Source organism: Singulisphaera sp. GP187 (genome assembly GCF_900129635.1).
Lineage (GTDB): Bacteria > Planctomycetota > Planctomycetia > Isosphaerales > Isosphaeraceae > Singulisphaera.
This window is the reverse complement of sequence record NZ_FSRB01000001.1, coordinates 2,359,290-2,384,908: the sequence shown is the minus strand read 5'-3', so window position 1 is coordinate 2,384,908 and position 25,619 is coordinate 2,359,290. Positions and strand designations below refer to the sequence as shown.

The window sequence follows — 25,619 nt, the reverse complement described above, 5'->3', positions numbered from 1 at the left end:
GCGACAACCTCGTCTTGCGCTCCGTCACTCGGACGGCTTCCCCGCTTGCGGGCGTTCCTTCCGCTTGGCGATATCGCGACGAAGCTGTCGAATCTGGTCCTGCGCAATCAGGCTGATCTTGGAACGGAGGATCGGTGCACCGTCGAACCAGCCGCGGGGCTCGGCGAAGCTAAAATGGGCCTCCGCCACGAGCACGTTCGGGGCGGACGCGAGTCGGGTGATTGTCACATAGCTCGCCCCCCCGGGAAACGGCTGAGCCGGCCCGGCCTGCTCCTGACCGCCGCGTCGGACGATCGGCCACCAGCGGTTCGCCGCCTTGGGGTCCTCGTCGAATCGCCGGTCGGTCCGCGCGGCGACCACCCATGAGTGGGGCGAGCGCGAAGCAACCATCATGTCGGTCCCCTCAACGTGGATCCGGTCGAGCAGCCGTCCCGTCTGGTGAATGAACAACGTTTTCGACGTGTCGTCCGCCTTCGGGATCGCGATCCCACGCGCCTCGAGTTCGTCGGCGCCCAGGAGTCGACTCTCGAACCTCATATTTCCAACTTCGATAGGCTTGGCTGCCTCGGCGTTGCGGGAGAGAGCATCGAGGTCGATATCGTCAAGGCTCGCGTGAACGGCGAACCAGAGATCCACCCGGCGGACCAGACTGGTGGCGGTCTTCTCATCATTGAGCTTGAGAATGAACGGAGCGGACACGGAGTCGCGAAGAAATTCCGTGACCTTTCGCTCGGATTCCAGCAGCCCGATGAGGGTTTTCCGCTCCGCCTCGATGCTCTGTCCGTCGCGCAGCAAGGGGAGGGGGAAGGCGAACTTCTTGCCCTCGATCTCGAGCCCGTCCGTGACGAGCGCGCGATAGACTGGGTTTGAGGCGTACAGTCCTTCGTCCTTGGAATCAGCTCCCGCGGCCAGGATTGGGATTAAGAGCAGCAGCGAATGCATGGCGAAATTCTTCCTTGAGTGGTCGGTCCGGTACCCCGCCGATTGGAACCAAAAGTGTGGGCCATTTGAACCGGATTCAAGCTTTGAATCCAGGAGGTGCCTGCCTTCAGAACATAGCGTTTGACAATGGCACTGGAATCGCAAAAGTAAACCGCCACTTCAAAGCCGCTCCTGAATGATCGTTTCCGTGAGTGGTTCACCTTCAACGACGATCGGCGAGAATTCGCGATAGGTCTTGGGATCGCGGGACGGGATCTGGCTCAGCAAGCCGACAGCGAGCAGTTGCTGATTGACCTCGTACGCCGTGATCGCCTTCTCCTGAGCCTCCTGTCTCCTCTGGCGGAGCAAACGCACAGCTTCGCTGATCGCCTCGTCCGTCGAAGCGAATCGACCGTTTTGCACCTCGACCTGGAGGTAGCTCTCCAAATCTTCTGGTAAATGAATCATCATAACACAACAGCTCCTTTTCTTAGCCTAACACAGCCTTATTGGACTTGCCAAGGCGGTGCGCCGAGCCTCCTGACGATTTCATTCAATCACTGTGTGGGGCCTCCTTCGACCCATTCAGTCCATTCCATGGCCCTCAATAGCCCCGGCAATGCGATAACCCCTCGGAGTCGCGCGGTCTCCAGGCCTGATCCTCTTGTAGGAACGCAAGTTCGGCGCGATAATAGGACAACCCTGACTGGCTTGGAACTCCATTGGAGAGGATACGGTACGCGTGGCGATTGCGGGAACGGAAATCAGCGAGCCCTTGGTGAAGCGGACCGTCAAGCCGGAACTCCTCGCACCGGCCGGAGATCGGACGTGCTTGATCGCGGCCGTCGAGAACGGCGCGGACGCAGTCTACTTCGGACTCCAGCGGCATAATGCCCGTGCCCGCGCGACCAACTTCGATGGGGCCGACCTGCCCGACGTCATGAACCAGCTCCATCGCCGCGGGGTTCGCGGCTATGTCACGCTCAATACGCTGGTCTTTCCTCGCGAGCTGTCCGACCTGGAAGAAACGATCCGCCACCTGGTCGAGGCCGGCGTCGACGCCGTGATCGTACAAGACCTCGGGTTGGTCCGTTTGATTCGAGCTTTGACCCCCGACCTCGAAATTCATGCCTCGACCCAGATGTCGATCACGAGCACCGAGGGCGTTCGACTTGCCCGGGAACTCGGCTGCTCTCGCGTGATCCTCGCTCGGGAATTGTCGCTGGCCGAAATTGCCAGGATCGGCCGCAACTCGGAATTGCCCCTCGAGGTTTTCGTCCATGGTGCCCTCTGCGTGGCCTACTCGGGCCAGTGCCTCACCAGCGAGGCGCTCGGAGGCCGGTCGGCCAACCGCGGTGAGTGCGCCCAGGCCTGCCGGATGCCCTACGAGATTGTCTGCGACGGCGAACTGCAAAACCTCGACGACGTTCGCTATCTCTTGAGTCCGCAGGACCTCGCGGCCTTCGACCTGATTCCCGAATTGATCGACCTCGGCGTGGCGAGCCTGAAGATCGAAGGGCGGCTGAAGGCCCCCGAGTACGTGGCCAACATCACCCAGCACTACCGCCGTGCGATCGATGCCGCCTGGGCGGGGCAGCCGATCGAGTTCACGGCGCGCGACGTCCGCGAGATGGAGCTGTCGTTTTCGCGCGGGTTCAGTCACGGCTTCCTCGACGGCAACAATCACAAAGTCCTGGTTCGCGGCGACCACGCCAAAAAACGCGGCATCTTTCTCGGTCGGGTGACCGAAGTCGCTGGCGCTGGGATTCGCCTCGACCTCACGGCGCCCGTCAAACCGGGTGACGGCCTTGTCTTTGATGCCGAACAGGGCGATGAGGTTCCCGAACAAGGGGGCCGCGTTTACGAAGTGCTCCGGGTGACTCGAGAACGTGGTCGCCGCCCGGCTCCCGAACCGGCCGGCCTCTCGGCGGGACCGGCGGAGCTCCGGTTCGGTCAGCACGACCTCGACCCCCGGAAAATTCGACCCGGCCAACGGGTTTGGAAAACCGACGATCCTGAACTGACGCGCCGGCTCCGCAAATCGTTTGAAGGGCCCGAGCGGCGAAAGGTTGAACTCGACATTGCGGTCCGCGCGGTCGTCGGAGAACCGTTGCGACTCGAGGGGCGGACCGAGACCGGCCGGGAGGCGCGTTGCGAGTCGACCGCTCCACTTGATCGAGCCGAGCGCCAGGAGGCGACCGCGGTTTCGCTCCAGGAGCAGCTCGATCGCCTCGGCGGCTCGATCTATCAGTTGAGAGCGGTGACTGCCACGATTGAAGGGGGGCCGATGGTCCCCAAGAGTCTCCTCAACGCCTTGCGCCGCGACCTTGTGGCAAAACTGGACGAGGAAGCGTCCCGCACGGCTCCCCGGAGCTTGGCCGCGGAGCCGGTGCTCCCCGTGCTCCGAAGCCACGTCACTTCCGTTGCTCTTGATCCCGCATTGTCGACGGCAGCACCGTCGTTATCCGTCCTCTGCCGGGACACGGCGCAAGTCGAAGCGGCGGTCGCGGCCGGGATCAAGACGATCTACGTCGATTACCAGGATATCAAGCGGTACAAAGAGGCCGTGGCCGTCGCGCGTCGCGAATCGGTCGCGCTGTTCATCGCGACCCCTCGGATTCAGAAGCCGGCCGAAGCCAATCTCTTCCGATACCTGGAGAAGCAGGGGGCCGACGGCCTCTTGGTCCGAAATGCCGGTGGCCTTTACTTCTGCACCGAGCGTGGGATCCCGTTTGTCGCCGACTTCTCGCTGAACGCGTCGAACGAACTGACCGTCGAGCTCTTGAAGGCGCGCGGGGCACTTCGCGTGACGGCCTCCTATGACCTCTGCTTCGAGCAGCTCGAGGATCTGATGGCGGCCGTCCCCAGTCCTTGGCTCGAGATTGTGATCCATCAGCAGATTCCGATGTTCCATATGGAGCACTGCGTCTTCTGCGCGGTCCTGTCTCCGGGGACCGACAAGACGAATTGCGGTCGCCCTTGCGACGATCATGACGTCAAACTTCGCGACCGCGTGGGCAAGGAGCATCCGCTCAAAGCGGACGTGGGGTGTCGCAACACGCTCTTCAATGCGGTACCGCAATCGGCCGCGGAATATCTTCCCCGATTGCTGGCCAAGCGGTCGCGTCATTTGCGGATCGAGTTTCTCGACGACAGCCCGGAGGCGGTCGGGCGAACGATTGCGCTTTATGCCAACGCGATCGCCGGCCGGAGTGATGCGCGATCACTCTGGCGAGAGTTGAAGGCGACCAGTCGCTACGGCGTGACCCGAGGATCGCTCTCGATCCTGTAGAACCACAGGTTGCTTGGCCCGCTCCCTCCTCATAAGGGAAGTGCCGGCCGGGTCGCGTTGGAAACCGGTTCGTTTCCGCGAGTCCGGTTCTTCATCTTGCCGACTCGCGGGTAGATCGCGTAGGTTATTTTGTCTTGTCGGGCAAGGCGTTAGAGTGCCGTCGAGAGTCTGAGCTGGGGGCGGGATGGAACGGATTGCGGTGGGGATGTTGGGACTGGGGAACGTCGGCTCCGGAGTCGCTCACCTGCTCGGACAGCACGGCGATCGGATCGCGGTTCGCTCGGGGAAGCAGGTCGACCTGAAATGGGCCGTCGTGCGCGACCCCGAGAAGTCACGGGGCGTCGACCTGACCGGGGTGCGCCTGGTGACCGATCCGCGCCGGGTCATTGATGATCCCGAGGTCGCGGTCGTGGTCGAGGCGATGGGGGGAACCGATCCCGCCTTGGCGCTGATCCTCGAGGCTCTGGCCGCGGGCAAGGACGTCGTCACCGCCAACAAGGCACTCCTGGCCGAGCACGGACCACAAGTCTTTGCTCAGGCTCGAAAATACGGCCGGGCGATCGCCTTTGAGGGGAGCGTCGGGGGGGGAATCCCGATCATCCAGGCGCTTGGGGTCTCGCTGGCGGCCAATCAGGTGCAGAGCCTGGCGGCGATCGTCAACGGAACGTGCAACTTCATCCTGACCGCGATGACTCAGGACGGGCTCAGTTATCAAGCGGCCCTCCACCAGGCTCAGGAGCTCGGCTACGCCGAGTCGGACCCGACCCTGGACGTGGACGGCAGCGACACCGCCCACAAGCTCGCGATTCTCGCCCAACTGGCGTTCGGGGCCAGCGTCAAGACCGCTCAGATCGCCCGCGAGGGGATCGACCGACTGCAACTGGCGGACCTCAAGTATGCCGCCGAGCTCGGCTACGCGATCAAGCTCCTGGCCCTGGCCAAGCTGTCCGACTCGGGGCTCGAGCTGAGAGTCGCTCCGACTCTGGTCAAGAAGGGCACGCCGCTTGCCGAGGTTCGTGGCCCCTATAACGCGATCCGGGTGGTGGGCGACGCGGTCGGCGATACTTTTTTCTACGGTCGAGGCGCCGGCATGATGCCGACCGCGTCGGCGGTGGTCGGCGACCTGATCGACGTCGTCGTCGGCCGAGCGGCCTTGACCGCCCGGGCCTTGAATCTCTGGCCCGCGGCGGCTCCCGCACCTCGCTTGAGCTCGGCCGCTCAGGTGCGAAGCCGATACTACCTCCGGTTCACGATCGCCGATCGCCCCGGCGTGCTCGCCGCGCTCGCCCAGGCGCTCGGAGCGCACGCGATTAGTATCGCGAGCGTGATTCAGCACGATCCCGGCGACGATGCTCCCGCGGATAGCCCTGTTCCGCTCGTCATCATGACGCACTCCGCGGTCGAGGCCGAGCTGACGGCGGCTTTGGCCGAGATCGATCGACTCGACGTGGTCCGAGCGCCGAGCATCTGCCTGGGCGTGGAAGAATAACGGGTCGGGCGGTGAGTCATCGGGGTCGGCCGCTTTCTGTTTCATTTTCTTGGTCCGTTCGCCGCGGTTGCGAGCAAGACAGTCCATCGAGCACGAGATCCATGCCGACCAAGTACGCCATCGTGATCCCCGACGGAGCGGCCGACGAGCCGCAGGAATCGCTCGGCGGGAAGACACCGCTCCAAGCGGCCCGGACCCCGGAGATGGACCGAATCGCGCGGGAGGGCGTGCTCGGCCGTTCGCGGAACGTCCCCGACAAGTTTGTCCCCGCCAGCGATGTGGCGACCCTGAGTCTCTTCGGCTACGACCCGCTGGTCTACTACACCGGCCGGGCTCCGCTCGAGGCCGCCGCGATGGGGCATGCGCTCGGAGCCGACGACTGGGCGATCCGTTGCAACCTAATGACGATCCGCGACGGACTTTTGAACGACTTCACGGCGGGCCATATTACCAGCGAAGAAGGGCGTGTCCTGATGGAGGCGCTCCAGGCGAAGCTGGGGCGGCCGGGGGTCGAGTTCTTCCCGGGCGTGAGCTATCGCAACTTGCTGATCGTCCGCGGGCAGGGGAAGCCCGCGCCGTTCGATGAGTCGACGCTGACGACCCCCCCGCACGACCAGCCGGACCGGCCCGCGGCCGACTTTTTGCCGCGCGGCACGGGTGCGGAGCTGCTCCAGGAGCTGATGCGGGAAGGGACCGCCCTGGTCCGCGACCACGCGGTGAACCAGGCGAGGCTCGCCGCCGGCAAAGCGCCGGCCAACGCGATCTGGCTTTGGGGACAAGGGAAGGCGCCGGCCTTGCCGAAGTTTTCTGACCTTCACGGGCTGAAAGGGGCGATCCTGTCGGCGGTCGACCTGGTCCGCGGAGTCGGTGTGCTCGCCGGCTGGAACAGGATCGATGTCCCGGGGGCGACCGGTTACCTCGACACCGATTACGCGGCCAAGGGGCGATCCGGGATCGAGGCGTTGAAGGACCACGACCTGGTCTGCGTCCACGTCGAAGCCCCCGATGAGGCAAGCCATGAGGGCCGTTGCGATGCCAAGGTCGAGGCGCTCGAACGCATCGATCACGACATCGTCGGTCCCCTCCGGCGTGCCCTCGAAGGCTACGGAGACTGGCGGATCCTGATCTCACCCGATCATGCAACGTTGCTTCGGACCCGGGCGCACGACCGAGACTGGGTGGCCTGGGCGATGGCCGGAACCGGCCTCAGCCCGTCGGGCCACCCCTATGATGAAGCCTCGGCCCGTGCCGCGGGCGGCCCGTCGCTCGAGCGTGGCTTCGAGTTGATGAAATCGTTCCTGGGATCAACCTGACTCTCCTCTTCGTCCGGCGGGTGACGGTCTTCCCTCACCCGCCGACCTGCCCGAGATTTGCGGAGCCAAGCCAGTGCCTCTTCTGGTCCAGAAGTTCGGCGGCACCAGCGTCGCCGATGCCGACAAGATTCTCGCCGCGGCTCGCCGAGCCATCCAGGCCCATCAGCGCGGACAGCAAGTTCTCGTGGTCGTCTCGGCGCGTGGTCACACGACCGACGAACTGATCGCGCTTGCCAAAGAGATTAACGAGCATCCCCCCGCGCGCGAGATGGACATGCTCCTCTCGACGGGCGAGCAGATCAGCGTCGCGCTCATGGCGATGGCGATCCAGGCGCTCGGCGTTCCCGCGATCAGCTTCACCGGGGCGCAGATCGGCCTTGTGACCGACAGCTTTCACAGCAAGGCACGCATTCGCAACATCTCGACCGAGCGGATGATCCAGGCCCTCGACGAGGGCAAGATCGTCATCGTCGCCGGCTTCCAAGGGGTGGATCAGGACTACAACATCACGACCCTGGGACGGGGCGGGTCGGACACGACCGCCGTGGCCCTGGCCGCCGTGCTCGGCGCGGACGCTTGCGAGATCTACACCGACGTTGATGGCGTCTATACGACGGACCCGCGGGTCGTCCCCGAAGCGCGGAAGATCGATCGGATCAGCTACGACGAAATGCTCGAGCTGGCCAGCCTCGGCGCGGGGGTCATGCATTCGCGGTCGATCGAGTTCGCCAAGAAATACGGCGTCCCGGTCCATGTCCGCAGCTCCTTTTCCGACGCACCCGGCACCTGGATCGTCGCCGAGGAACACGCCCGAAGGTTGGGCGTGACCGTCACAGGCGCGGCACTGGCCAAAGATGAAGCGCGGATCACGGTCTTTCGCGTGCCCGATCGCCCGGGCGTTGTCCACTCGCTTTTCCACTCGATCGCCGGGTCGCACATCGTCGTGGACATGATCGTCCAGAACGTCGCGACCGACGGGACGACCGAAGTCAGCTTCACTGTGGACTCGGCCGACCTGGCCGAGACCCTGCGAACCGTCGAGAACGCCGCCCGCTCCGTCGGGGCGTCCGGGGTCGCGCACGAAGCCGAGGTCGCCAAGGTCTCGGTCGTCGGACTTGGGATGAAGACGCACACCGGGGTCGCCACGACGATGTTCGAGGCCCTGGCCAACGCCGGCATCAACATCCAGATGATCACGACCAGCGAAATCAAGATCAGCGTGCTGGTCGACCGTGCCTCGTCCGCTCTGGCGTTGAGGACCGTGCACAAGGCGTTTGCCCTTGATGAGTGGGACAACTCCAGCTGGCCGCCGTTCTCGGTTGAGAACCGTCCGGTCAAACACTTGCGTCAGCCTCAGGACGCCGAGAACGGATCGAGCTCGACCCCGCCTCAAGGGATGGAAGAGCTGGTCATCTCGGGGGTTGAGCTCGATGAGGGGCAGGCGTGCCTCACCTTGTTCAACGTCCCCGACGAACCCGGCTTTGCCGGAAGAGTGTTTCGGCGGATCGCCGAAGCGGGTGTGTTTGTCGATATGATCGTGCAGAACATCAGTACGGCCGGCAACACCCATCTCTCGTTCACGGTGCCGCGCGCCTCGGCCCAGGAGGCCACGAAGGCCTTGAGCGGCATGGGCCCGGGTGAGGTCTCGGTCGAGCCGAGCATCGCCAAATTGTCGGTCCTCGGTGTCGGGATGCGCACTCACACCGGAGTCGCGACCCGGATGTTCGGCGCTCTGGCCGAGCGTGGCATCAACATCGCCTTGATCAATACCAGCGAGGTTCGGATCAACGTGGTGACCGATATCGGTCGGGGCCAGGAGAGTCTCACCTGTTTGAAGCAGGCCTTCTCACTGGCCGATGAGTCGTGACCGGCGTCACACCGAGGGGATGGGTGGGGGATCGACGAATGGGTCGGGTGATCGCGTAGTTTGCGGGAAAAATCCAGGCGCGGCCGACTTTGGGATTGGCCGTGCTCACTTTCCCAGACTCAGACGATGGCCCATCCACTCTCTCGCATGTAGAATCCGCCGATCCTTCTGAGTCCAGGACGTGAAGAGATATGCTCGATCGTGGAGTGGGCCACTTCTGGAACAATTCCGTCCGATCGCGCGGTTTGACGTGGGGCGTGATCCTGCTCGTGCTTGCCGGTTTGGCATGCGTGGTCGGTACCCTGGGCCACCCTGGACGAATCAGTGCGGCGACCGATTTCGACATGATTATCCATGACTGGGTCGTCGCTCATCGCGGTGCCTGGCCGACGCTGACCCGGTTGCTGCGGTTGGCGACCCGATTCGGTGATCCGCCGTTCGCCGTCACGTCAACCTTGATGGCCCTCTGCTGGGTTTTCAGTCTCCACCGTCGGTCGATCGCGGGGATTCGACGGTCCGAGGTCTACGTCTGGCTGGGGACGATCCTCGGGGCGTGGTACCTCGGGATGGGCCTCAAGCTTTATTTCAAGCGTGAGCGCCCGCCGATTCTCGACAGGCTCGTGACCGAGGCGTCCTACAGCTTCCCGAGCGGACACAGCGTTTTTGCGGGGGCCTTCTACACGACGATGGCCATTCTCCTGGCTCGGGTGGTTCCCACCACGTGCCCTTGGCTCCGACGGTTCGCGATCGTCCTCTGTATGTTCGCGGCCATCACGATCGGATGGAGCCGGGTCTGGCTGGGAGTTCACTATCCATCGGACGTGCTTGGAGGCTGGTTGATCGGCTCGACGACGGCGCTTGGCGTGTGGCTGGTCCGAATCGGCCAGGCGCACCGGCGGCCTTCGAGCGCGGAAGTTCAGACGGTCGACGCCCGTCGGGACGAGAGCGGACCGCCGGGGGTTGAACGAACGGCCTGATTGGACGAGAATAATCAACCTGACATCGTTTTTTTTCTCTGGGCGCGAGATCTAATCTGTGGCACGCGACAAGGTGGTACTGGCGTATAGCGGCGGACTCGACACCTCGGTCGCCGTCAAGTGGATCAACGAAACGTACGACCTGGATGTGATCGCGTATACCTGCGACCTGGGGCAGGGGCAGGATATCCAGGCGATCCGCGAGAAGGCGCTGCGGACCGGAGCGGTCGAGGCGATCGCCGAAGACGTTCGCAATCTCTTCGTCGACTTCTTCGCGTTCCCGTCGCTCATGGCCGGAGCGCTTTACGAGGGGAAATACCCGCTGGCGACGGCCCTGGGCCGCCCTCTCATCGCCCAACTGATGGTGCGCGTCGCGCGTGACCACGGCGCGGTGGCCGTGGCGCACGGTTGCACGGGCAAAGGGAACGACCAGGTTCGTTTCGACGTCACCTTCCAGACCCTGGCCCCCGACCTCAAGATCATCGCGCCGGTGCGCGAGTGGAAGTGGACCCGGACCCAGGAACTCGAGTACGCGGCGCAGCACGGCATCGAAGTCGAGGCGACCAAGAAATCGATCTTCAGCACCGACCAGAACCTCTGGGGTCGGTCGATCGAAGCGGGAATCCTTGAGGATCCCTGGGTCGAGCCCCCGCCCGAGACCTTCCAGTGGACCGTCGACCCGTGCACCGCTCCGGACGAGGCTGAGGAAGTCGAGATCACGTTCGATCGGGGTCGGCCCGTGGCGCTCAATGGCCGCGAGCTGGGCGGGACCGAGCTGATCGAGGAATTGAACAAGATCGCCGGGCGACATGGGGTCGGGCGGGTCGACCACATCGAGAACCGACTGGTCGGCATCAAGTCCCGTGAGATTTACGAAGCGCCCGCCGCGCTCGTCCTGCACGAAGCACATCGCGAGATCGAGTTCCTCACGCTCTCGAAAGAAGCTCTCCGCTTCAAGACGCTGGTCAGCCAGGCCTACTCCGACCTGATCTACAACGGCCTCTGGTTCAGCGCCCTGCACCAGGACCTGATGGCGTTCGTGGTCTCGAACCAGCAGTACGTCTCGGGCGTCGCGCGCATCAAGCTGTTCAAGGGCCACGCGATGATCGTTGGCCGCAAGAGCGAGAACAGCCTCTATCGTCACGAGCTGGCAACCTACGAGGAAGGCGACCAGTACGACGCCTCCGCGGCCCTGGGTTTCATCAAGATCCACGGTCTCTCGCAGACCACCCAGGCCAAGCACCAGTTGCTCAAGAGTGGTGGCCGGACCCACCTCGAATTGCCCAGCATCATTCCGCCCGCCCCTGAGAAGAAGTGAGCGACGGCGGATTGCTTGAACCATTGAACAGAACGGCCCCCGGCGCTCACAGGAGCGCGGGGGCCGTTTGTTTGTCAGTATTGAGCCGATTCGCGGGTCCAAATAATCCCGTAGGGTGGGCACGGCCCACCATCTTAACCTCCATTTGAGCAAGGAGATCAGGATGTTGAGCCGTGCCCACCCTACGGGAGGATTCGGCGAAGGCGGAGCCTTGCGTCGGCTCAGTACGAGTCGGCGCCGATCACCTCGCCCCGGTTGATCGTCTGAAGGCCAGCCCAGATATCCGCGTTGATCGAGTCCTTGAGGAAGTGGACGCTGCCATCGGCGAACAGCATATTCAAGCCGCTGGAGTGCTTGCTCGACATCACCCAGACGCTCGGGAGTCTCTGAGGGTTGGTTCCGGTCGCCGGGGCATTGGGAAGCGTCAACTTGTAGTTGGAATTGGTTGTGGGATAGACGACTCCATGAGTGGATCCCCAACTTCCCGCAGCCCAGAACGGTCCAGGCCCCCCGCCCGCTCCGGCATGGATTTGCACCGACTCGCCGATCATGCAGGTGTTGCTCGATCCGTCACGGATATCGTCGAACTTGACGGAAGAGTCATTACCGAAAACGCCACGATCTTTGGGTCTTCCGCTGATGGTCGTGGTTTCGTCGTATCTGCCAACGCAAAGGACATAGTTACCACGTCGGGCGTTGAGTCGAGAGAACTGGGCTCCGCCAGCCACTGAGCCGGTCTCATCGTTGACGATGTCCGGGGCTTGGTCCGACGGGCATGCAAACGAGGAAATGAGCGTGCCGACCATCGTGCTATTGGCCTTTTGGCCCCCTGCGGCGAGCCCAATCACGTTGGTGTTGAAGGTTCCGTAAGTGGCATTGCTCGAAGGCATGCTGAAGTTGTAACCCGCATTGATTGCGGTCGCCTCAAGCTGATTGAGAATGAGCGCGAAGCCGGTTGTGTTCAGGACGGAACCGGGAGCAGCAGCACCACCATTCGGGGCTGTTCCGCCCAGGCCGAAGATCTTCGCCGGCGGAAGGGTATTGAGGGCGCTATGATAACTGTGCAGCGCGATCCCGAACTGTTTCATGTTGTTGGCGCACTGGGCGCGGCGGCCCGCCTCGCGCGCACTCTGCACCGCGGGCAAAAGGAGTGCGACGAGGACACCGATAATCGCGATAACCACGAGCAGTTCGATCAAGGTGAAGCCGCGACGCGATCGCCTGAGTGCTCGCTCGTCCATTGTCAAACACACCTTTCCGCGGAGGATACGGCCAGTCCGGTTTCAGAATGAGGGCCGGAGACGTGATCACGAACCTGTGAACATTTCACTCTAACCCACGAAGCCGTCGGATTGCGAGCAAACTTTTTCGACTTGCACTCACGGATATGGACAAACCCATTGATGAAAAATGGGACGAAGCCATGGGGGGACGGCTCCAGGACGCTCGAGTCCGCGGGTGATTCTTGAGGAATGGAGAACGGTACTAGGAACCTGTACGAGAATGCTCCCGGCATGTGACGCACAAATTCCGGGTACGGCACCTTGGACCACCCCGTGGCCTCCCCCAATCAGGCTGAATCGCAGGCTATGGTTTCTCGGCCCTGAGCGATTCGAGGTGCTCATCGAGCCAGTCGAGCGCCTCGCGCTTGCTGTTGATGACCCGGTCCAGTTGCGCTTCGCGGATTTGCTCGAGAATGGTGGAGAAGTGACTTCCCGGAGTCAGGCCATGGCGGACCAGGTCATGGCCGGTGACCAGGGGCGCGGGATTGATCGGCCCGGACGGCTGCGCTTCGATGTAGTAGCGGCAGTAGTCGACTTGCGGGGATTCGCCGATCGAGGCGAGCGCATCGGCGCGATGAAGGGCCAGGAGATCGTCGATGCCGGGCATGCTGAGCATCCGTTTGAGCTTGGCCTCGCGGAGTCGTGTGGCATCGCCAAGGTACTGGTGAAACTCGACGAGCCAGCAGACCTGTTCGCGTTCCGTGTTGGAGAGCTTGAGCCTGCGGCACAGGTCATCCGCGATCTTGCGGCCCACGAGCTCATGGTTGTGGAAGCTGATCCGACCTTTGTACGTGGCCATGGTCCGCGGCTTGCCGACGTCGTGCAAGAGGGTCGCGAACGCGAGCGGAAAGCTGGGCGCGGGGGGGAGCAAGTCGAGCACGAGGAGCACATGGTCCCAGAGATCCCCTTCCGGCTGGACCGGCTTGCCTTGGAAGACCCCTTTCATCGGGAGCAGGGGCGGAAGGATGTGGGCCGCGAGCCCGGTCTCGAGGAGCCGGTTCATCGCCCTCGCTCGACTGTCGTGGACCAGCATTCGCCGGAATTCCTGGGCGATCCGTTCCGCGGCGACGACATGAATTTGGCTGGCCATCGTGACCAATGCCGACTCGGTCGCGGGGTCGATCGTCAGGCGGAACCGGGAAGCGAAGCGGATCGCCCGGAGCAGACGAAGCTTGTCCTCCCGAAACCGCGCCCACGGGTCTCCGATCGCGCGGAGGATCCGGGCGTCCAGGTCGGCCCGTCCGCCCACGTAGTCGATCACTTCACCGCTGAACGGATCGGAGAACATCCCATTGATCGTGAAGTCGCGGCGCTCGGCGTCCTGCTCGGGGGAGCTGAAGACCACCGACTCCGGATGGCGGCCGTCGACGTAGGCTCCATCGCTCCGAAAGGTGGCCACCTCGACCTCACCGCCCCCGCGCGAGTCACGCACCCGGACGACGCCGAACGAGACTCCCACGGGGATGGTCCGGCGGCCGAAGATCGCCATGACCTGTTCGGGCGTGGCGTCGGTCGCGACGTCATAGTCGGCCGGTTCCAGGCCCAGGAGCACGTCGCGAACACAGCCGCCGGCCCAGTAGGCCTGGAACCCCTCATGACGGAGGCGGCCGACGATCTCGGTGGCGAACTCGCGGTGTTTCTCGTGTTGTGTCATCCCACGGGTCCATCCAGAGGCGGAGGAGCCTGGTCCGCTTCCGTGTTCGCGCTCGCGTCTGCGTCCTGGCCGAGAAATCGGACAGCCACCTGGGTGCCACCGTATTGGCGAACGTCCCAGCGCTCCAGGTCGGGCAATACCGCCTCATCCAGATCGCCTCGCGATTCGACCACGAGGATCGAACGAGCCGGCAGCTTCCGGATGAGGTCCTCAAGGAGTTGGATCACCTTGTCGGCGTGTTTCTCGAACTCTTGATAGGGAGGGTCGAGGAAGACGGCCGTGGGTTCGTCGTCAATCGGTTCGAACCCACGGACCCAGCGATAAGCGTCGGCGGTCAGAACCCGTCCTCGGTCCTCGTACCGGAGCGTGGCCACGTTCCGGTAGATCAAGGCCACGTTTTCCCGGTTTCGCTCGACGAAGATCGCGTGGGAAGCGCCTCGGCTCAGCGCCTCCAGCCCGACGGCGCCCGTACCGGCAAACAGATCGATAACCAAGAGTCCTTCGATCGAATCGCCGAGGATGTTGAATAACGACTCACGGACCAGATCGCTGGTGGGTCGTGTCGCTTTTCCCTTGGGACCATCGAACTTGTGGCCGCGACGTTGGCCCGCAATGATCCTCATGGCTTCAGACTCCGCCAGGCATCCTCTGAGGCCCGCGAGCACTTCCTGCGGAGCCGCTCCCCAAAACACCATCCTAAACGAATGCGCAGTCGGAGGACAGAGATCATGGCGCGGGCCTTTGAGCGAGTCAGGGCGGGATCCCGCGGCACGATGCTCGATGTTTCGATTCGGGTTGACGTGGTTTCAGGGCCCGGCCATACTGCCCCGGCCGTTCGAGAGGTCACCCGAAGCACGAGGTTTCGGGTGCCAACTTGTCAATCAACGTGGTTGTAAACACTCGCCCCGCTCCCCTCGCCCGGGTCCTCCGAAAAAGAGGACCGCGCCGAATCCGAAGGGGTCGATCGAGCCTCCGGGACGAGCCGGATTCATGGACGAGGTTGGTCGTTTCGATACCCACCGTGGACGACCCACGTCAGGACCAACCCTAGAAGCAGGACACGGATTGTCATGCACCGGTCCCGGTCCGCGGCCGTACTGGTCGCCACACTCTTATTTGTGTATTCGTTAAACGCGACCGCCGACTCACGGGAGGCGCTCGACCAGGCGCGGACCTTGCTCGGCCGAAACGATGCGCGAGGCGCTGTCGTTGTGCTGGAGCGAGCGCTCACCGGTGAACCGAGCCAACGCAATGCGGTGCTCGAGCTGCTCGGGCAAGCCTACGGCCGCGCCGCGGATGAAGCGGAGGCGGCCGGTGATCGGACCGACGCCGAGATGCTTCGTGACAACTTCGAGATCCTGAAGCACAGGCCGAAGTCCACGGAGGAGAAGGCTCGGCCCGTGGCCGACCCGGCCGTTGCGAAAGCGGCGGCACCCGCTCCGGAGCAACGCCCCGCCCCAAGCGATGGCGTCGCCGCCCAGATGCTGGCGGCGCCTCCTTCCAGCCCGGCTCCCGAGCCGTCTGCTCCCGCCGTGGAGCCCCTTGCTCCTGTCTCTGCACCGCCTATCGAGGCGACCCCACCGCCGGCAGTCCCCGCGCCGTCTCCCGTGGCGTCCGCTCCGCCCGTGGTTGCGGAACCCCGACCGAATGCACCGGAAATCAGCGTTGCCGCCGCCGATGCCGCGTTCTCGGCCAAGCAGTACGCGGAGGCGGGCCGCCTCTACATGGCGCTTGCCCAGGGGAAGAAGCTCCCTGAGAGTCGTCGCGACCACCTGGCTTACTGCCGTTGTGCGGAAGTGGTCAGACGGATCAACGCCAAGCCGACCTCGGCCGAGGAATGGAAGAGCATCGACGCCGAGGTCCGCCAGATCCGCGATCTGAGCCCCAACAACTGGTATGTCGAGTACCTCCGGAACCTGGCCTCGGAGCGTTCCCCCACGCGGCGGGCCCGCCCTTCCCGGAAGGTTGTCGTCCGCGGCTCAGCGCCCGAGGAATCGCCCTTCGATTCGCCTCGCTCCGGGCCAGGATCCCCGTCCTCCACGCCACTTGCCCTCGCTCAGGCCGCCTCCGCGCCCAAGCCAACCCCGAATACGACTTCGCCTCCCGCCTCGGCAGCACCCGCGAGGAACGCGAGTCCCGCGGTCGTGGGGAATTGGCAAGTTCGCGAGACCACGAACTTCCGAATCCTCCACGCCGACCCCGCCCTCGCCGAGCAGGTTGCCCAGGTCGTGGAGGCGGCTCGCGAAGAACAGGTCAAGCGATGGATGGGACCGTCGGGACGAGCCGGATGGACGCCTCGATGCGACGTTTACGTCTATCCGAACAGCAAGTCATTCAGCCGGATGACGGGTCAAACCGAGGAGTCTCCCGGGTTCTCGACGATGGGGATGAACGCAGGCCGAATTGTGACGCGACGGATCAACGTCCGCGCTGACCATCCGAACCTGGTCGTGGCGGTCCTTCCCCACGAAGTCACTCACGTCGTGCTGGCCGACCTCTTCCCCACTCAGCAGATCCCGCGGTGGGCCGACGAAGGAATGGCTGTCCTGGCGGAACCGCATTCGGAACAGCGGCTCCGCGCGGCCGATCTGGACAAGCCCCTGACTTCGGGACAACTCTTCAAGCTCAACGAGCTCATGGTGATGGACTATCCCGACGGAAAATACTGGGGGCTCTACTATGCCCAGAGCGTTTCGCTGACACGATTCCTTGTCGACCAGGGTAGTCCCGCCCAGTTCATTCAGTTCGTGCAAGGGGCACAGCAGCGCGGGTTCGAGGATGAGCTGAAACGGATCTACCAGATCGACGGGTTCGAGGATCTGCAAAAGCGCTGGCTGGACTACGCACGAACCAAGTCGTCCGACCTGACGGCCGGCCTCGCAAAGAATTCCGAGAAATCAAGCCAATAACGCGTGCTCGGCAGGACTTCACGCATGCCGGTTCATGGTGGCTGTCAATTGCAATCATGACTTGACTTTTCCTCGACCGTAGCCCGGTCGGTCAAGGGCCATAGCCGTTGTAAAGCACGATCCGTTTATGGGATTGCGTCGTCACGATTCGAACGAACGGGACGGGGTCGTCGGGCGCGTAAAACGGTTCCAACGGGAGCGGCGGATCGGTACGCCAGGTGTCGAGCCAATGCATACTGATGATTAATGCTCCATCCTGGGGGGTCGTATCCGCCAGTTCGATGCGGTTGAGTGCAACATCCGCAAGATGCCCTTCACCGCTCAGGAAGAACGAACGCGGTCGGTCGATCCGGTAGATATTGTATTGGCCTTCTCCCTCGGTCATGTATTGCTTGGCGCGCTCGATCCCGACGCGACGTGTCAACGCCTGCCACTGTTGCATGTTGGTGGAAATGGGCTTGTTGGGGCTATTGAAGCGGGGCAGCGTAGCGACGCGTTGGGACTGTCCCCACTGGTCGAAGCAACATCGCGAGAGGGGTGACCAGCAGACCGCCCAACCAATGTTGTAGAGCTGACAGTAAGCGCGAAGGTATTCTGTAGAACAGGTGTCGATGGGTCGACCGCCAAGGTGGAAGTCGCCGAACGACGTGTGCTGGTGATTGGTGATGAACGCCATGTGGTAGAGCCCACCGATGAACAGGCGTTTGTCGCGTCCGAGCAAGATCGGGAGGAGTGGGGTCCAATGGGTGCACTCCGGGTCGGTGAGCTCATGGAGCCGAAGCTGGTCCTCGAACAAAACACGCGCCGAGGGATCGGTGGTTTCGCGGAGCGAGCGAACGAGCTGAAGCATCTCGGGCCGGAGGCCGGCAACAAGCGGGCGCTTCACCAGGAGCTGTTGCTTCAGGATCGCCGTTCCATTGGGCGAGACCAAGATTGCCAGACCAACCGCGAGCGACCAACCGACAGCCACCAGAACCGGGCCCTTGCGACCTCCTCCCAGCGCCCCAGTGAGTCTCGCCGACCCTACAGCAAGTAGGGAGCCGGCCGGAGCGGCCAGGAGAAGATGGAGCGGCACTTTGAACCGGAGCGGCTCGAGGGTTTTCGTGACGCTCCACATACCCCCGAACAGGGCAAGACCCAGGCAGACCAACGCGGCGCCGCCGAAGGTCGCCGCGCGAACGTGATGCCCCTGCACGAACCAAACGACCAACCCGAGCCCCCCGACCAGCAGGATGAACAAGCTCAACGGCCCATCGAGGTCATTGGTGAGGTATTGACCGATGAGATACCAGGGGGTATCGGGGGCCATGAAGAAGACTTGCGGGGAACGAATCCCTCGAAATCGCCAGAACGGTCCGATCCAGATGAGGTTAACGACCAAGGCCAACACACCCGCCGCCACGACGGCCAAGCGCCATCGCCAATGGTGCCGGAGTGCCGTGGCGGCTCCGAACCCGATCACCGCGCCGAGGGCGAGAATCGGCGCCGTGACATGGGTAAACCAGACGGCCGCGCTCACGCCGGCGAGCGCGAGCCAGGCGACGGTTGTAGGTCGCCGGTCGAAGCGGAGCAAGGCGCCGATCAGCAGGACGGTCCCGGCCGATGCCGTGACGAACGAAAACAGGCCGCTCCGCCAGAGCATGTCGGTCCATTCACTATGGACGTAAAGCCAGGCCAAGAGCGCCGCGACCGCGGTTTCCGGCAGGCGAATTCCCGAGGCGGCCGCTCCGAGTGGGATGAACGCGACCACGAGGATCGAACAAACGAGAAGCCCGATGTTGTACGCGCGAGGATGATAGCCGCCGCCGGCCAAGAACTGGAACAGGATGGAAAGGTTGCTGCTCGAGTCCCAGATCGGTGACTCGGGATATCCGGCCATGAAAAAGGGGTCGAAGCCCCAGGACGTGCCGTGCTCGCGGAGGAACTGGCTGCCGAGCGCTCCGTGATAGAGGTGGAGCGCGTGGTCGACCACAAGCACCGGATGCTCATCGTCCCGCAGCGCCCGAGGCGTTGGGAAGATCCAGAACGACTGGACGATGTGTGCGGCGAAGACGGCGGCAATCATCGCGATTGCGAACCAAGGTCGTCGCGCTGGCTTTGGCGAGACCAGCTCAGTGGTGGCGGACTCCATCGCGAAATCAGTCTCCGATTGCTTCACCGTGTCTTCCCCAGCGTTTCCTCCGATCGAAGCCGTTGCCGTGCTCCGAAAAGAGTCTCATCCTTCGTCCACGATAAGGCTCGGACATGTTTCGTCAAGCATCACCGTGGGAATTCGCTGACAATCTGGTTTCGTGGGCGGAAACAAGGCGAGTGAACAGGACGAGGAAAGTCGCGGACCCTTCCATGGGATCGTTGACTCGTTCTCGGAATCGGTGGGTAGAACCAGTCGGAGATCGCTCGACGGCATGTCCCCAGATCTACAGCCTGAATGAACGGCATCGTCCCCTGCGCCGGCCCCTGTACGGATCGATCGTGCCCCACTCGAGAGCGGCCCACGGTTTTGCTGGAACGCCAGCAACTCGTGAATTTTCATTGTGCCGGGACATCGGTTCGGCGACGCGAATTTCGATGCCCCTGGCATCTCCATCGCTCTCGCTCATGTGTTGCTCTGAAAGCTCGGTTGAGGAACAATGGAAGGCGGAGACACACTTCTCTCGATTCAGAGGAGAGACGATGCGTTCCGTCATCATCACTGTTATTGCCTCGATCCTGATCCCGACGGCCGTCTCGCTGGCACAGGAAGGGCAAAGCCCCGTGCCAGGCACTCGGCCCTTATCCGAGGTGAAGGCGGCGCTTCGGGCTGAGGCCGAGCTGATCGAGAAGTCAGGAACTTCAGGACGGTCCCTGATCCTTGCCGACAGCGAAAAGAGGGAGGGTCTCTCGAGTCTGCAGGCCAGCTTGGTAGGGCGACTCGATCGGATGACCCGCACCCTGCTCGCCGCATGGTTGAGACGCGGCCTGGACGATGACCCGGTTCCAATCGACCTGGTCGGCAGGCTGACCGAGAAGGGAGCGAAAGAGCGGAAGGCCGTCATCACTCACGCCGACGCGATCGCGGCTCAATTGATTCTGACTCTGGGCCATGAGACGGTCGGTAAAGAAGCCGAGGCAGCGAAACAATCCCAATCTCGCAATGTTCGACCAGTTCGGCCCCAGACCCAAGAGCCCTCGTTCACGCAGTCGGCAACTGACGTCGCCAAGGTCATCGCGTTTGTGAAAGATGAGATCGACAAGCTCGATCGAGGCAAAATCTCCTTTGGCTTTGCAGTTCTCGATCGTCCAGCAATCCGGGCGGTCGTCAAGCTTTCGAAGGAGCAGTCCGACCTGTTCCTGCAGTTCGACGAGACGGTCCGCGCGATCCTCAGCACCTGGATGCTCCGTGGCCTGGAGATCGAACCGTTGCCCGCCGACTTGGCCGACCGAGTCATCCGCCGGCGGGACGCAACCATCGCCCACGCTCACGCGATTCTTTACCAAGCGATTCTCAGTCCGAGGCAAGCGGAATTGTTCAAGCGGACCTATTGGGCAACGAGAGGGGTCCCCGCCCTTCTGGAGGATCCGGAGCTTGCCTCCCGACTTCGCCTCACGAAGGAGCAGAAGGCTCTCATTGCCGAATTGCTTACCATGAAAACTACGCACGCTGGCAGGTTGCAACAGACACACGGTCACCTCTTGTGGGACCGGAACCAGGAAGTGGGTCAGCAAGCCTATAATGACATGCAGCGATCTCTCTCGGAGTTCGACCTAGGACTCTGGGAGATTCTCAGTCCCACCCAGATGTCGAAACTGGGCCAATTGCTCGGCAGCGAGATCCGTCCTCCACTCCGGCGGGAAAAGCGAAGCGGCCAAAGTCAACGGAACAATCCGGGCGACCAGCACACTCAACCTGGCCGAAAGGATCGAGGGTTGGAGTCATCGCCCTGACCTGAAAGCTTCGCATGACTTGCAAGGGCCAAGGAGCTTCATCCTCCCTAACCTTCATCCTCCCTAACCTTCATCCTCCCTAACTCTGACTTTCCGCCTCTTCTGCTTGGCGTTTAGCCCTGGTCATCCGGGACGAGCTAGCGGGGCGGTTTCTTCGATCCCAGCGAGAGCCCGTTCACGATCTCCGCCTCGATCGCCCTCTGCCCGAGCGGCGTCGGGCGGGCCCGCCCCTCCGCCCTGATCTGCTGACCGACCTGTAGCCCGGCGCGCTTCATCCCGTCCGGCTTCAAGTGGAGGAAATCGCCGCTCTCCAGCACGACACCGTTAGCCTCACCGTGCTTGGCGTAATTGAGTCGGCTCACGACCCCCTCCACCGTCACGGCCTCTCCGTGGCCGGGACCGGCCGAGGCGAACATGCGCCCGTTGGTCGCCTTGAGTACGACTAATCGGTGGACCGGGTGCTCCCCCTTGGGATGCTTTTTCGCTTCCGGCTCCGGCTCGACGGTGGCCTCGACGGATTGGCCGACCCCCGCGGCCAAGGCGATGGCGAGCCCGATATCGGGCGTGAGGTTGATCTGAAGGGTCCGGTCTCCCTCCTGGATAAGCATCCCCTCGACGCCCCCTTTTGGGCTGTAGTTGTAGGCCTGAACGACGCCGTTCAACGTCTCTTCCTCGTGACCGCCGTCCCTGGCGTCGCGGTCATGGTGTCGTTTCCGGTGCTTGAGTAGGCTCATAATCGATCTCTCCCATGTAAATGACCGAACTTCAACCCGACCCGACACCCGGGTCGCATCATCGAGCAGCGTGCCGGTCTCGGGATGACTACGACAGGCTCGTCCCTCTCGAATGTCATTCAGCAGAACGCCGTCGAAGTCACCATGGGCCTCACCTCCGGGACCGGCGTGTAACGGCCCGTCGGGTCGACCATGAACCCGACCCGCTGGAATCCCTCCGCGGCATCGTGCCCGACGGCGGCCACCTCCAACACGTGCTCCCCTTTGGCCAGCCGGTCGCCGTTCAGGGGACCCGACCAGTGGCCCTCGCCCGCAGGCTCTAGCCCGGCCCAGGCTTCCTCGTCGATGCGGTAGTGGACGGCCGCGACGGCCGGAGCGGGCCAGGCCCGAACAATGACTCGATCGTGACCACGGACGACATGCCTGGGGCCGGTCGACAGCAACCTCTCGCGCGGGTGAGTCACCAACACGAGGGGGCCGTGGTCCTCCACCGAGCGAAACGTCATCGCAAAGTCGTCGCCCCGGAAGTAGAGGAGTGTGTACCCGGGTGGCCCTCCTTCAGGGTCGCCGATCGACCTCGTGGCGAGCATCACGTTCCGGCCGTCGTTGGCGACCTGGCCGTAATGAGTGTGGCCGCAGATGACCGCCTCGATCCGGCGGGTCTGGACGACCGCCCGCCACTCGTCGATTCCCGGCCCGGCGAAGTTTTCCCAGATCTGGTACGGGTAGTTATGCTGGAAGAGGACGACCCGCTCCCCCCGGGAGAGGGCCCAGTCGACCTCCCCGCCGAACCAACGGGTCTGCTCAGGCGAGAGCCCCACGGGACGGGACTCCTGGGTGTTGAGCCGGATGAACCGGAACCCCCGCAAGGCCGTCGCGTCATAAGGCTCGCCGACGTGCCGGCGGAAGCCCGAGGCAGCCGGGTCGCCCTTCACGTCGTGGTCGCCGACGAGCGTGAAATGGGGTACCTCCAGGCGACCGCGGATGTCGTTGAAGAGGCGGAACTGGTCCTCGGTCGCGTCCTGGACGTTGTCGCCGATGAACTGGACGAAATCGGGACGGATGAGGCGATTGACCTCGTCCACGACCCGGTATGCGGCGCGGGCGTTGTCGAGGTCGGGCTCGGTCAGGTGCAAGTCTCCGGGCACGACGATGACGACCGGGGCATCGAATTCGCTCATGTCGTGTGCGTCTCCAAATCTTGTTGTCATGATGCGATTGCCTGATTACTAGACCGACTTTTCGTTTTTGAAGGCTAATGAAGAGGCCAACATCCCGGGGCCTCCCATCTTCTCTGTTTTTACGCCGCTGACTTCATCAGCGGACGACCCGTGTAGGTCCAGCGAAACGGCTTCGCGAATACCTTGTTGAAATAGGTAAGGAAGTTCAACAGCTTTGATTGCAGATCATTCACCGACGTGAACGAACCGCGACGAATCACCTTTCGCATGATCACTCCGAAGATCACCTCGATCTGGTTCAGCCACGAGCTGTGCTTCGGAAGATATACAAATCGAATCCGATGACTTGTGTCCGACAAGAACGCTTGCCGGCTCGCCACCGACTTCAGCACCCCACGTTTACCTTTTTTGCCCAATTCCAGGGGGATTTCACACGCCACGGCAATCTGATTCACCAGGCTTTCCGTGCAATGAATGTTCAAGTTGTCCGCTATAAATACCCACGATCCCTCCGGGTCCAGAGTCAACGTCTGCTCGATGTGACGGACGAAGTCCGCCTCGGTTCGCGTCGGGCCAATCGTTTGAGTGAGCATCTTTCCGGTCGTTACTTCGAAGTTGCCGATCAGGCATAACGTCCCGTGTCGGATATACTCAAACTCGATCCGTTCGCACTTCTCTGCGATCATCCCCTTGGTGGGAGCGATCCGCTCCAGCGCCTGGAGACCGGTCATCTCATCAATGCAAACGGTGTGGGTCGCATCGTTCCGCTCCCGCTCCGACGCCATGAGGTACGTGTCACAGACCGTCTTGACTTGCTCCTCAAAACGTTGAGGATCCTTCTCCGTGGTGTTGAGCCAATACCGGCTCTTGTGGGGCTGCAAGGCGGCCTCATCCAGGTAACGGCTCACCTGGGACGATGAGATCGATACCACAATGCCGCGTTTGACGACCTCATCGGCCAGTTCCCGAGCGGTCCAGTGGGTGATCGGTCGGCCCGACTTCTCAGGCGGCTCACAAGCGATCGCCAAGATCTGGGTGACCTGCTCTGGGGTGAACTTGCTGGGGGCGCCGGGGCGTGGTTCGTCGGTGAGGACGGCTTCAATCGCATGGCGCAGTTTGGCGCGAGTCTCGCAGCATTCGATGTTGATCAGTTTCTCCCAAGCGTTGGCCCAGCGTCGTCGCCAGCGTCCGACCTGGCGGTGGACCAGACCGACCGCCTCGGCGATCTCTTGATTGCGAAGGCCGTCGAAGCCCATCAGGATGATCGAGGCGCGTTGCCGGAGTCGCGAGGGTGCCGTGGTGGCACGGGACAAAGTCCGAAGGATTTCCTGCTGGCACTCGGTAATGGTGATCTTGGCCGCCTGGCCCGGCATGACGTGTGAACTCCTGGTGGCTGGTAAGTTAGTCCATCCAGGTAATTTTGGGGTGTTCGTCAACCCCTTGGGCTATCGAATACGAAAAGTCGGTCTAGTCATTCCCGCTAACGTCGGATCGGGTGGGATGCCGGGCACGCCCCGCGCCGATTGGCCTGTTTCGGGCATCGCGTAGGCAAAGAACACCAGGGCCGCCGCGGCGATCGCCGCGAGCGTCACGAAGCCCGCGTTAAAGCCCGCCGCCTTGACCACGAAGCCCGCCAGGAGGTTACTCAGGCCGGCACCCACGCCGGTCGCCGTGGCGAGCGCCCCCTGGGTGAGGTTGAACCGGCCGGTCCCCCTTGTCAGGTCGGCCACGACCAGGACCGAGACGACCCCGAAAATCCCCGCACCGATGCCGTCGAGGAGTTGCACGCCGACGAGGTAATACGGGTTCACGCTCAGACAGTAGAGCAAGCCGCGGACGGGCAGGACCCCGAAGCCGACGAGGAAGACCGGCTTCCGGCCCCAACTCGCCGCGTAGTGACTGGCCGCCAGGGCCACCGGCACCATCACGACCTGGGCCGCGATGATGCAGGCCGACATCAGGACCGCCGCCCCTTCCTTCAGGCCGTCGCTCGACTTCTGGCCGACCAGCGGCAGCATCGCCGCATTGGCGAAATGGAAGAGGACCACCGATACGGCGAAGATCGCGATCCGACGGTTTTTGAACAGCTCGGCGATGGCGACGGCCTCTCGCCCCTCTTCCTCGCCGTCGTCGGCCCCCCGGGCGAGGTCGTGGTCGATGTCCTCCTCGCGGATCAAGAGGACGGCGGCGGCGCTCGCGGCCGCCATGCCGGCGACGAGGACGAACAACGCGCCGTAGCCGAGGAGGTAGGCGAGGGCTCCCGCGAGAGCCGCCGCGACGACGTTCCCGCCGTGGTTGAACGCCTCGTTCCGCCCGGTGCGTCGTGGCATGGCCGCCCGGCCGACCAGGCCCAGTGTCACAGCCGCCATGGCCGGCGGGAAGATCGTCGCGGCCGCACCGATCGCCGCCTGTGCCGCGACGACCACCGCGAGGCTCGGCACCAGGTAGAGCGAGACGCAGCCCCCGGCGACCACCGCTGCCGTGATCGCAATCGCGAGGCGCTTCCACTTGATGCAGTCGATGAGGCCACCGGCCGGGGTCTGGGCCAGCACCGTCCCGATCTGCGACGCCGCCAGGGCGATCCCGACCCGGCCCGCGTCCCAGTGATGATGCTCCCGCAGGAAGGTGCCCAGGAACGGGCCCATCCCGTCCCGCACATCTGCGAGGAAGATGTTCAAGGCATCGAGCGCACGGAGGCTCGTCTTCGACGGATGCTGCTCACGAGAATCAGCCCCCGCGGACCCGGCGTCGGTCATG

General features: G+C 63.3%; 18 protein-coding genes. 8 read left to right on the top strand and 10 right to left on the bottom strand.

Features of this window, described 5'->3' with window-relative positions; genetic code table 11:
- Window positions 1-24 precede the first annotated feature (24 nt).
- Both BUS42_RS09335 and BUS42_RS09330 read right to left on the bottom strand, forming a co-directional pair.
- Window positions 25-942, bottom strand: coding sequence for a hypothetical protein (locus BUS42_RS09335; protein WP_074306672.1), 918 nt, complete (start codon window positions 940-942; stop codon window positions 25-27).
- A gap of 159 nt (window positions 943-1,101) precedes the next feature.
- Window positions 1,102-1,392 carry a ribbon-helix-helix domain-containing protein gene (locus BUS42_RS09330; RefSeq protein ID WP_074306671.1) on the bottom strand — a complete coding sequence of 97 codons (291 nt, stop codon included), beginning with the start codon at window positions 1,390-1,392 and terminating at the stop codon, window positions 1,102-1,104.
- A gap of 271 nt (window positions 1,393-1,663) precedes the next feature.
- Here BUS42_RS09330 and BUS42_RS09325 point away from each other — a divergent pair, with 271 nt between their 5' ends.
- From BUS42_RS09325 to BUS42_RS09300, 6 genes are all read left to right on the top strand, one after another.
- Window positions 1,664-4,213, top strand: coding sequence for a U32 family peptidase (locus tag BUS42_RS09325; protein WP_074306670.1), 2,550 nt, complete (start codon window positions 1,664-1,666; stop codon window positions 4,211-4,213).
- A 184-nt stretch (window positions 4,214-4,397) separates the two neighbouring features.
- A complete protein-coding gene (locus BUS42_RS09320; protein WP_074306669.1) occupies window positions 4,398-5,702 on the top strand; it encodes a homoserine dehydrogenase in 1,305 nt (434 codons plus the stop codon).
- Between the two features lie 101 nt (window positions 5,703-5,803).
- Complete coding sequence (locus tag BUS42_RS09315) at window positions 5,804-7,015, top strand: cofactor-independent phosphoglycerate mutase (protein ID WP_074306668.1); 1,212 nt, start codon at window positions 5,804-5,806, stop codon at window positions 7,013-7,015.
- A 73-nt stretch (window positions 7,016-7,088) separates the two neighbouring features.
- Window positions 7,089-8,882 (top strand): aspartate kinase, encoded by a 1,794-nt coding sequence (locus tag BUS42_RS09310; RefSeq protein WP_074306667.1) that lies wholly within the window; start codon window positions 7,089-7,091, stop codon window positions 8,880-8,882.
- Between the two features lie 191 nt (window positions 8,883-9,073).
- Window positions 9,074-9,859: a phosphatase PAP2 family protein gene (locus BUS42_RS09305; RefSeq protein ID WP_254053407.1), complete on the top strand. Its 786-nt coding sequence runs from the start codon at window positions 9,074-9,076 to the stop codon at window positions 9,857-9,859.
- A 58-nt stretch (window positions 9,860-9,917) separates the two neighbouring features.
- Complete coding sequence (locus tag BUS42_RS09300) at window positions 9,918-11,177, top strand: argininosuccinate synthase (protein ID WP_074306666.1); 1,260 nt, start codon at window positions 9,918-9,920, stop codon at window positions 11,175-11,177.
- A 221-nt stretch (window positions 11,178-11,398) separates the two neighbouring features.
- Here the strand turns inward: BUS42_RS09300 and BUS42_RS09295 are convergent, their stop codons facing one another.
- The 3 genes from BUS42_RS09295 to rsmD form a co-directional block, all read right to left on the bottom strand.
- On the bottom strand, window positions 11,399-12,418 hold the full coding sequence (locus BUS42_RS09295) for a DUF1559 domain-containing protein (RefSeq protein WP_074306665.1): 1,020 nt from the start codon (window positions 12,416-12,418) through the stop codon (window positions 11,399-11,401).
- A 346-nt stretch (window positions 12,419-12,764) separates the two neighbouring features.
- A complete protein-coding gene (locus BUS42_RS09290; protein WP_074306664.1) occupies window positions 12,765-14,114 on the bottom strand; it encodes a CCA tRNA nucleotidyltransferase in 1,350 nt (449 codons plus the stop codon).
- Window positions 14,111-14,809, bottom strand: coding sequence for a 16S rRNA (guanine(966)-N(2))-methyltransferase RsmD (rsmD, locus tag BUS42_RS09285; protein WP_256386133.1), 699 nt, complete (start codon window positions 14,807-14,809; stop codon window positions 14,111-14,113). The genes BUS42_RS09290 and rsmD overlap by 4 nt, the downstream gene beginning before the upstream one ends.
- Window positions 14,810-15,184: 375 nt before the next feature.
- Here rsmD and BUS42_RS09280 point away from each other — a divergent pair, with 375 nt between their 5' ends.
- Window positions 15,185-17,023, top strand: coding sequence for a peptidase MA family metallohydrolase (locus BUS42_RS09280; protein ID WP_074306662.1), 1,839 nt, complete (start codon window positions 15,185-15,187; stop codon window positions 17,021-17,023).
- Between the two features lie 91 nt (window positions 17,024-17,114).
- Here the strand turns inward: BUS42_RS09280 and BUS42_RS09275 are convergent, their stop codons facing one another.
- A complete protein-coding gene (locus BUS42_RS09275; RefSeq protein ID WP_074306661.1) occupies window positions 17,115-19,154 on the bottom strand; it encodes a hypothetical protein in 2,040 nt (679 codons plus the stop codon).
- A 542-nt stretch (window positions 19,155-19,696) separates the two neighbouring features.
- Between BUS42_RS09275 and BUS42_RS09270 the strand changes: the two genes are divergently transcribed.
- Window positions 19,697-20,947 carry a hypothetical protein gene (locus BUS42_RS09270; RefSeq protein ID WP_074306660.1) on the top strand — a complete coding sequence of 417 codons (1,251 nt, stop codon included), beginning with the start codon at window positions 19,697-19,699 and terminating at the stop codon, window positions 20,945-20,947.
- Between the two features lie 137 nt (window positions 20,948-21,084).
- On the opposite strand, the gene BUS42_RS09265 is transcribed toward BUS42_RS09270, so the two are convergent.
- The 4 genes from BUS42_RS09265 to BUS42_RS09250 form a co-directional block, all read right to left on the bottom strand.
- Complete coding sequence (locus BUS42_RS09265; RefSeq protein WP_083670115.1) at window positions 21,085-21,681, bottom strand: hypothetical protein; 597 nt, start codon at window positions 21,679-21,681, stop codon at window positions 21,085-21,087.
- Window positions 21,682-21,800: 119 nt separating this feature from the next.
- Window positions 21,801-22,862, bottom strand: coding sequence for a metallophosphoesterase family protein (locus tag BUS42_RS09260; RefSeq protein ID WP_074306659.1), 1,062 nt, complete (start codon window positions 22,860-22,862; stop codon window positions 21,801-21,803).
- Window positions 22,863-22,981: 119 nt separating this feature from the next.
- A complete protein-coding gene (locus BUS42_RS09255) occupies window positions 22,982-24,235 on the bottom strand; it encodes an IS630 family transposase (RefSeq protein ID WP_074306086.1) in 1,254 nt (417 codons plus the stop codon).
- Window positions 24,236-24,307: 72 nt separating this feature from the next.
- On the bottom strand, window positions 24,308-25,618 hold the full coding sequence (locus tag BUS42_RS09250) for an MFS transporter (protein ID WP_074306658.1): 1,311 nt from the start codon (window positions 25,616-25,618) through the stop codon (window positions 24,308-24,310).
- Window position 25,619: the final 1 nt, after the last annotated feature.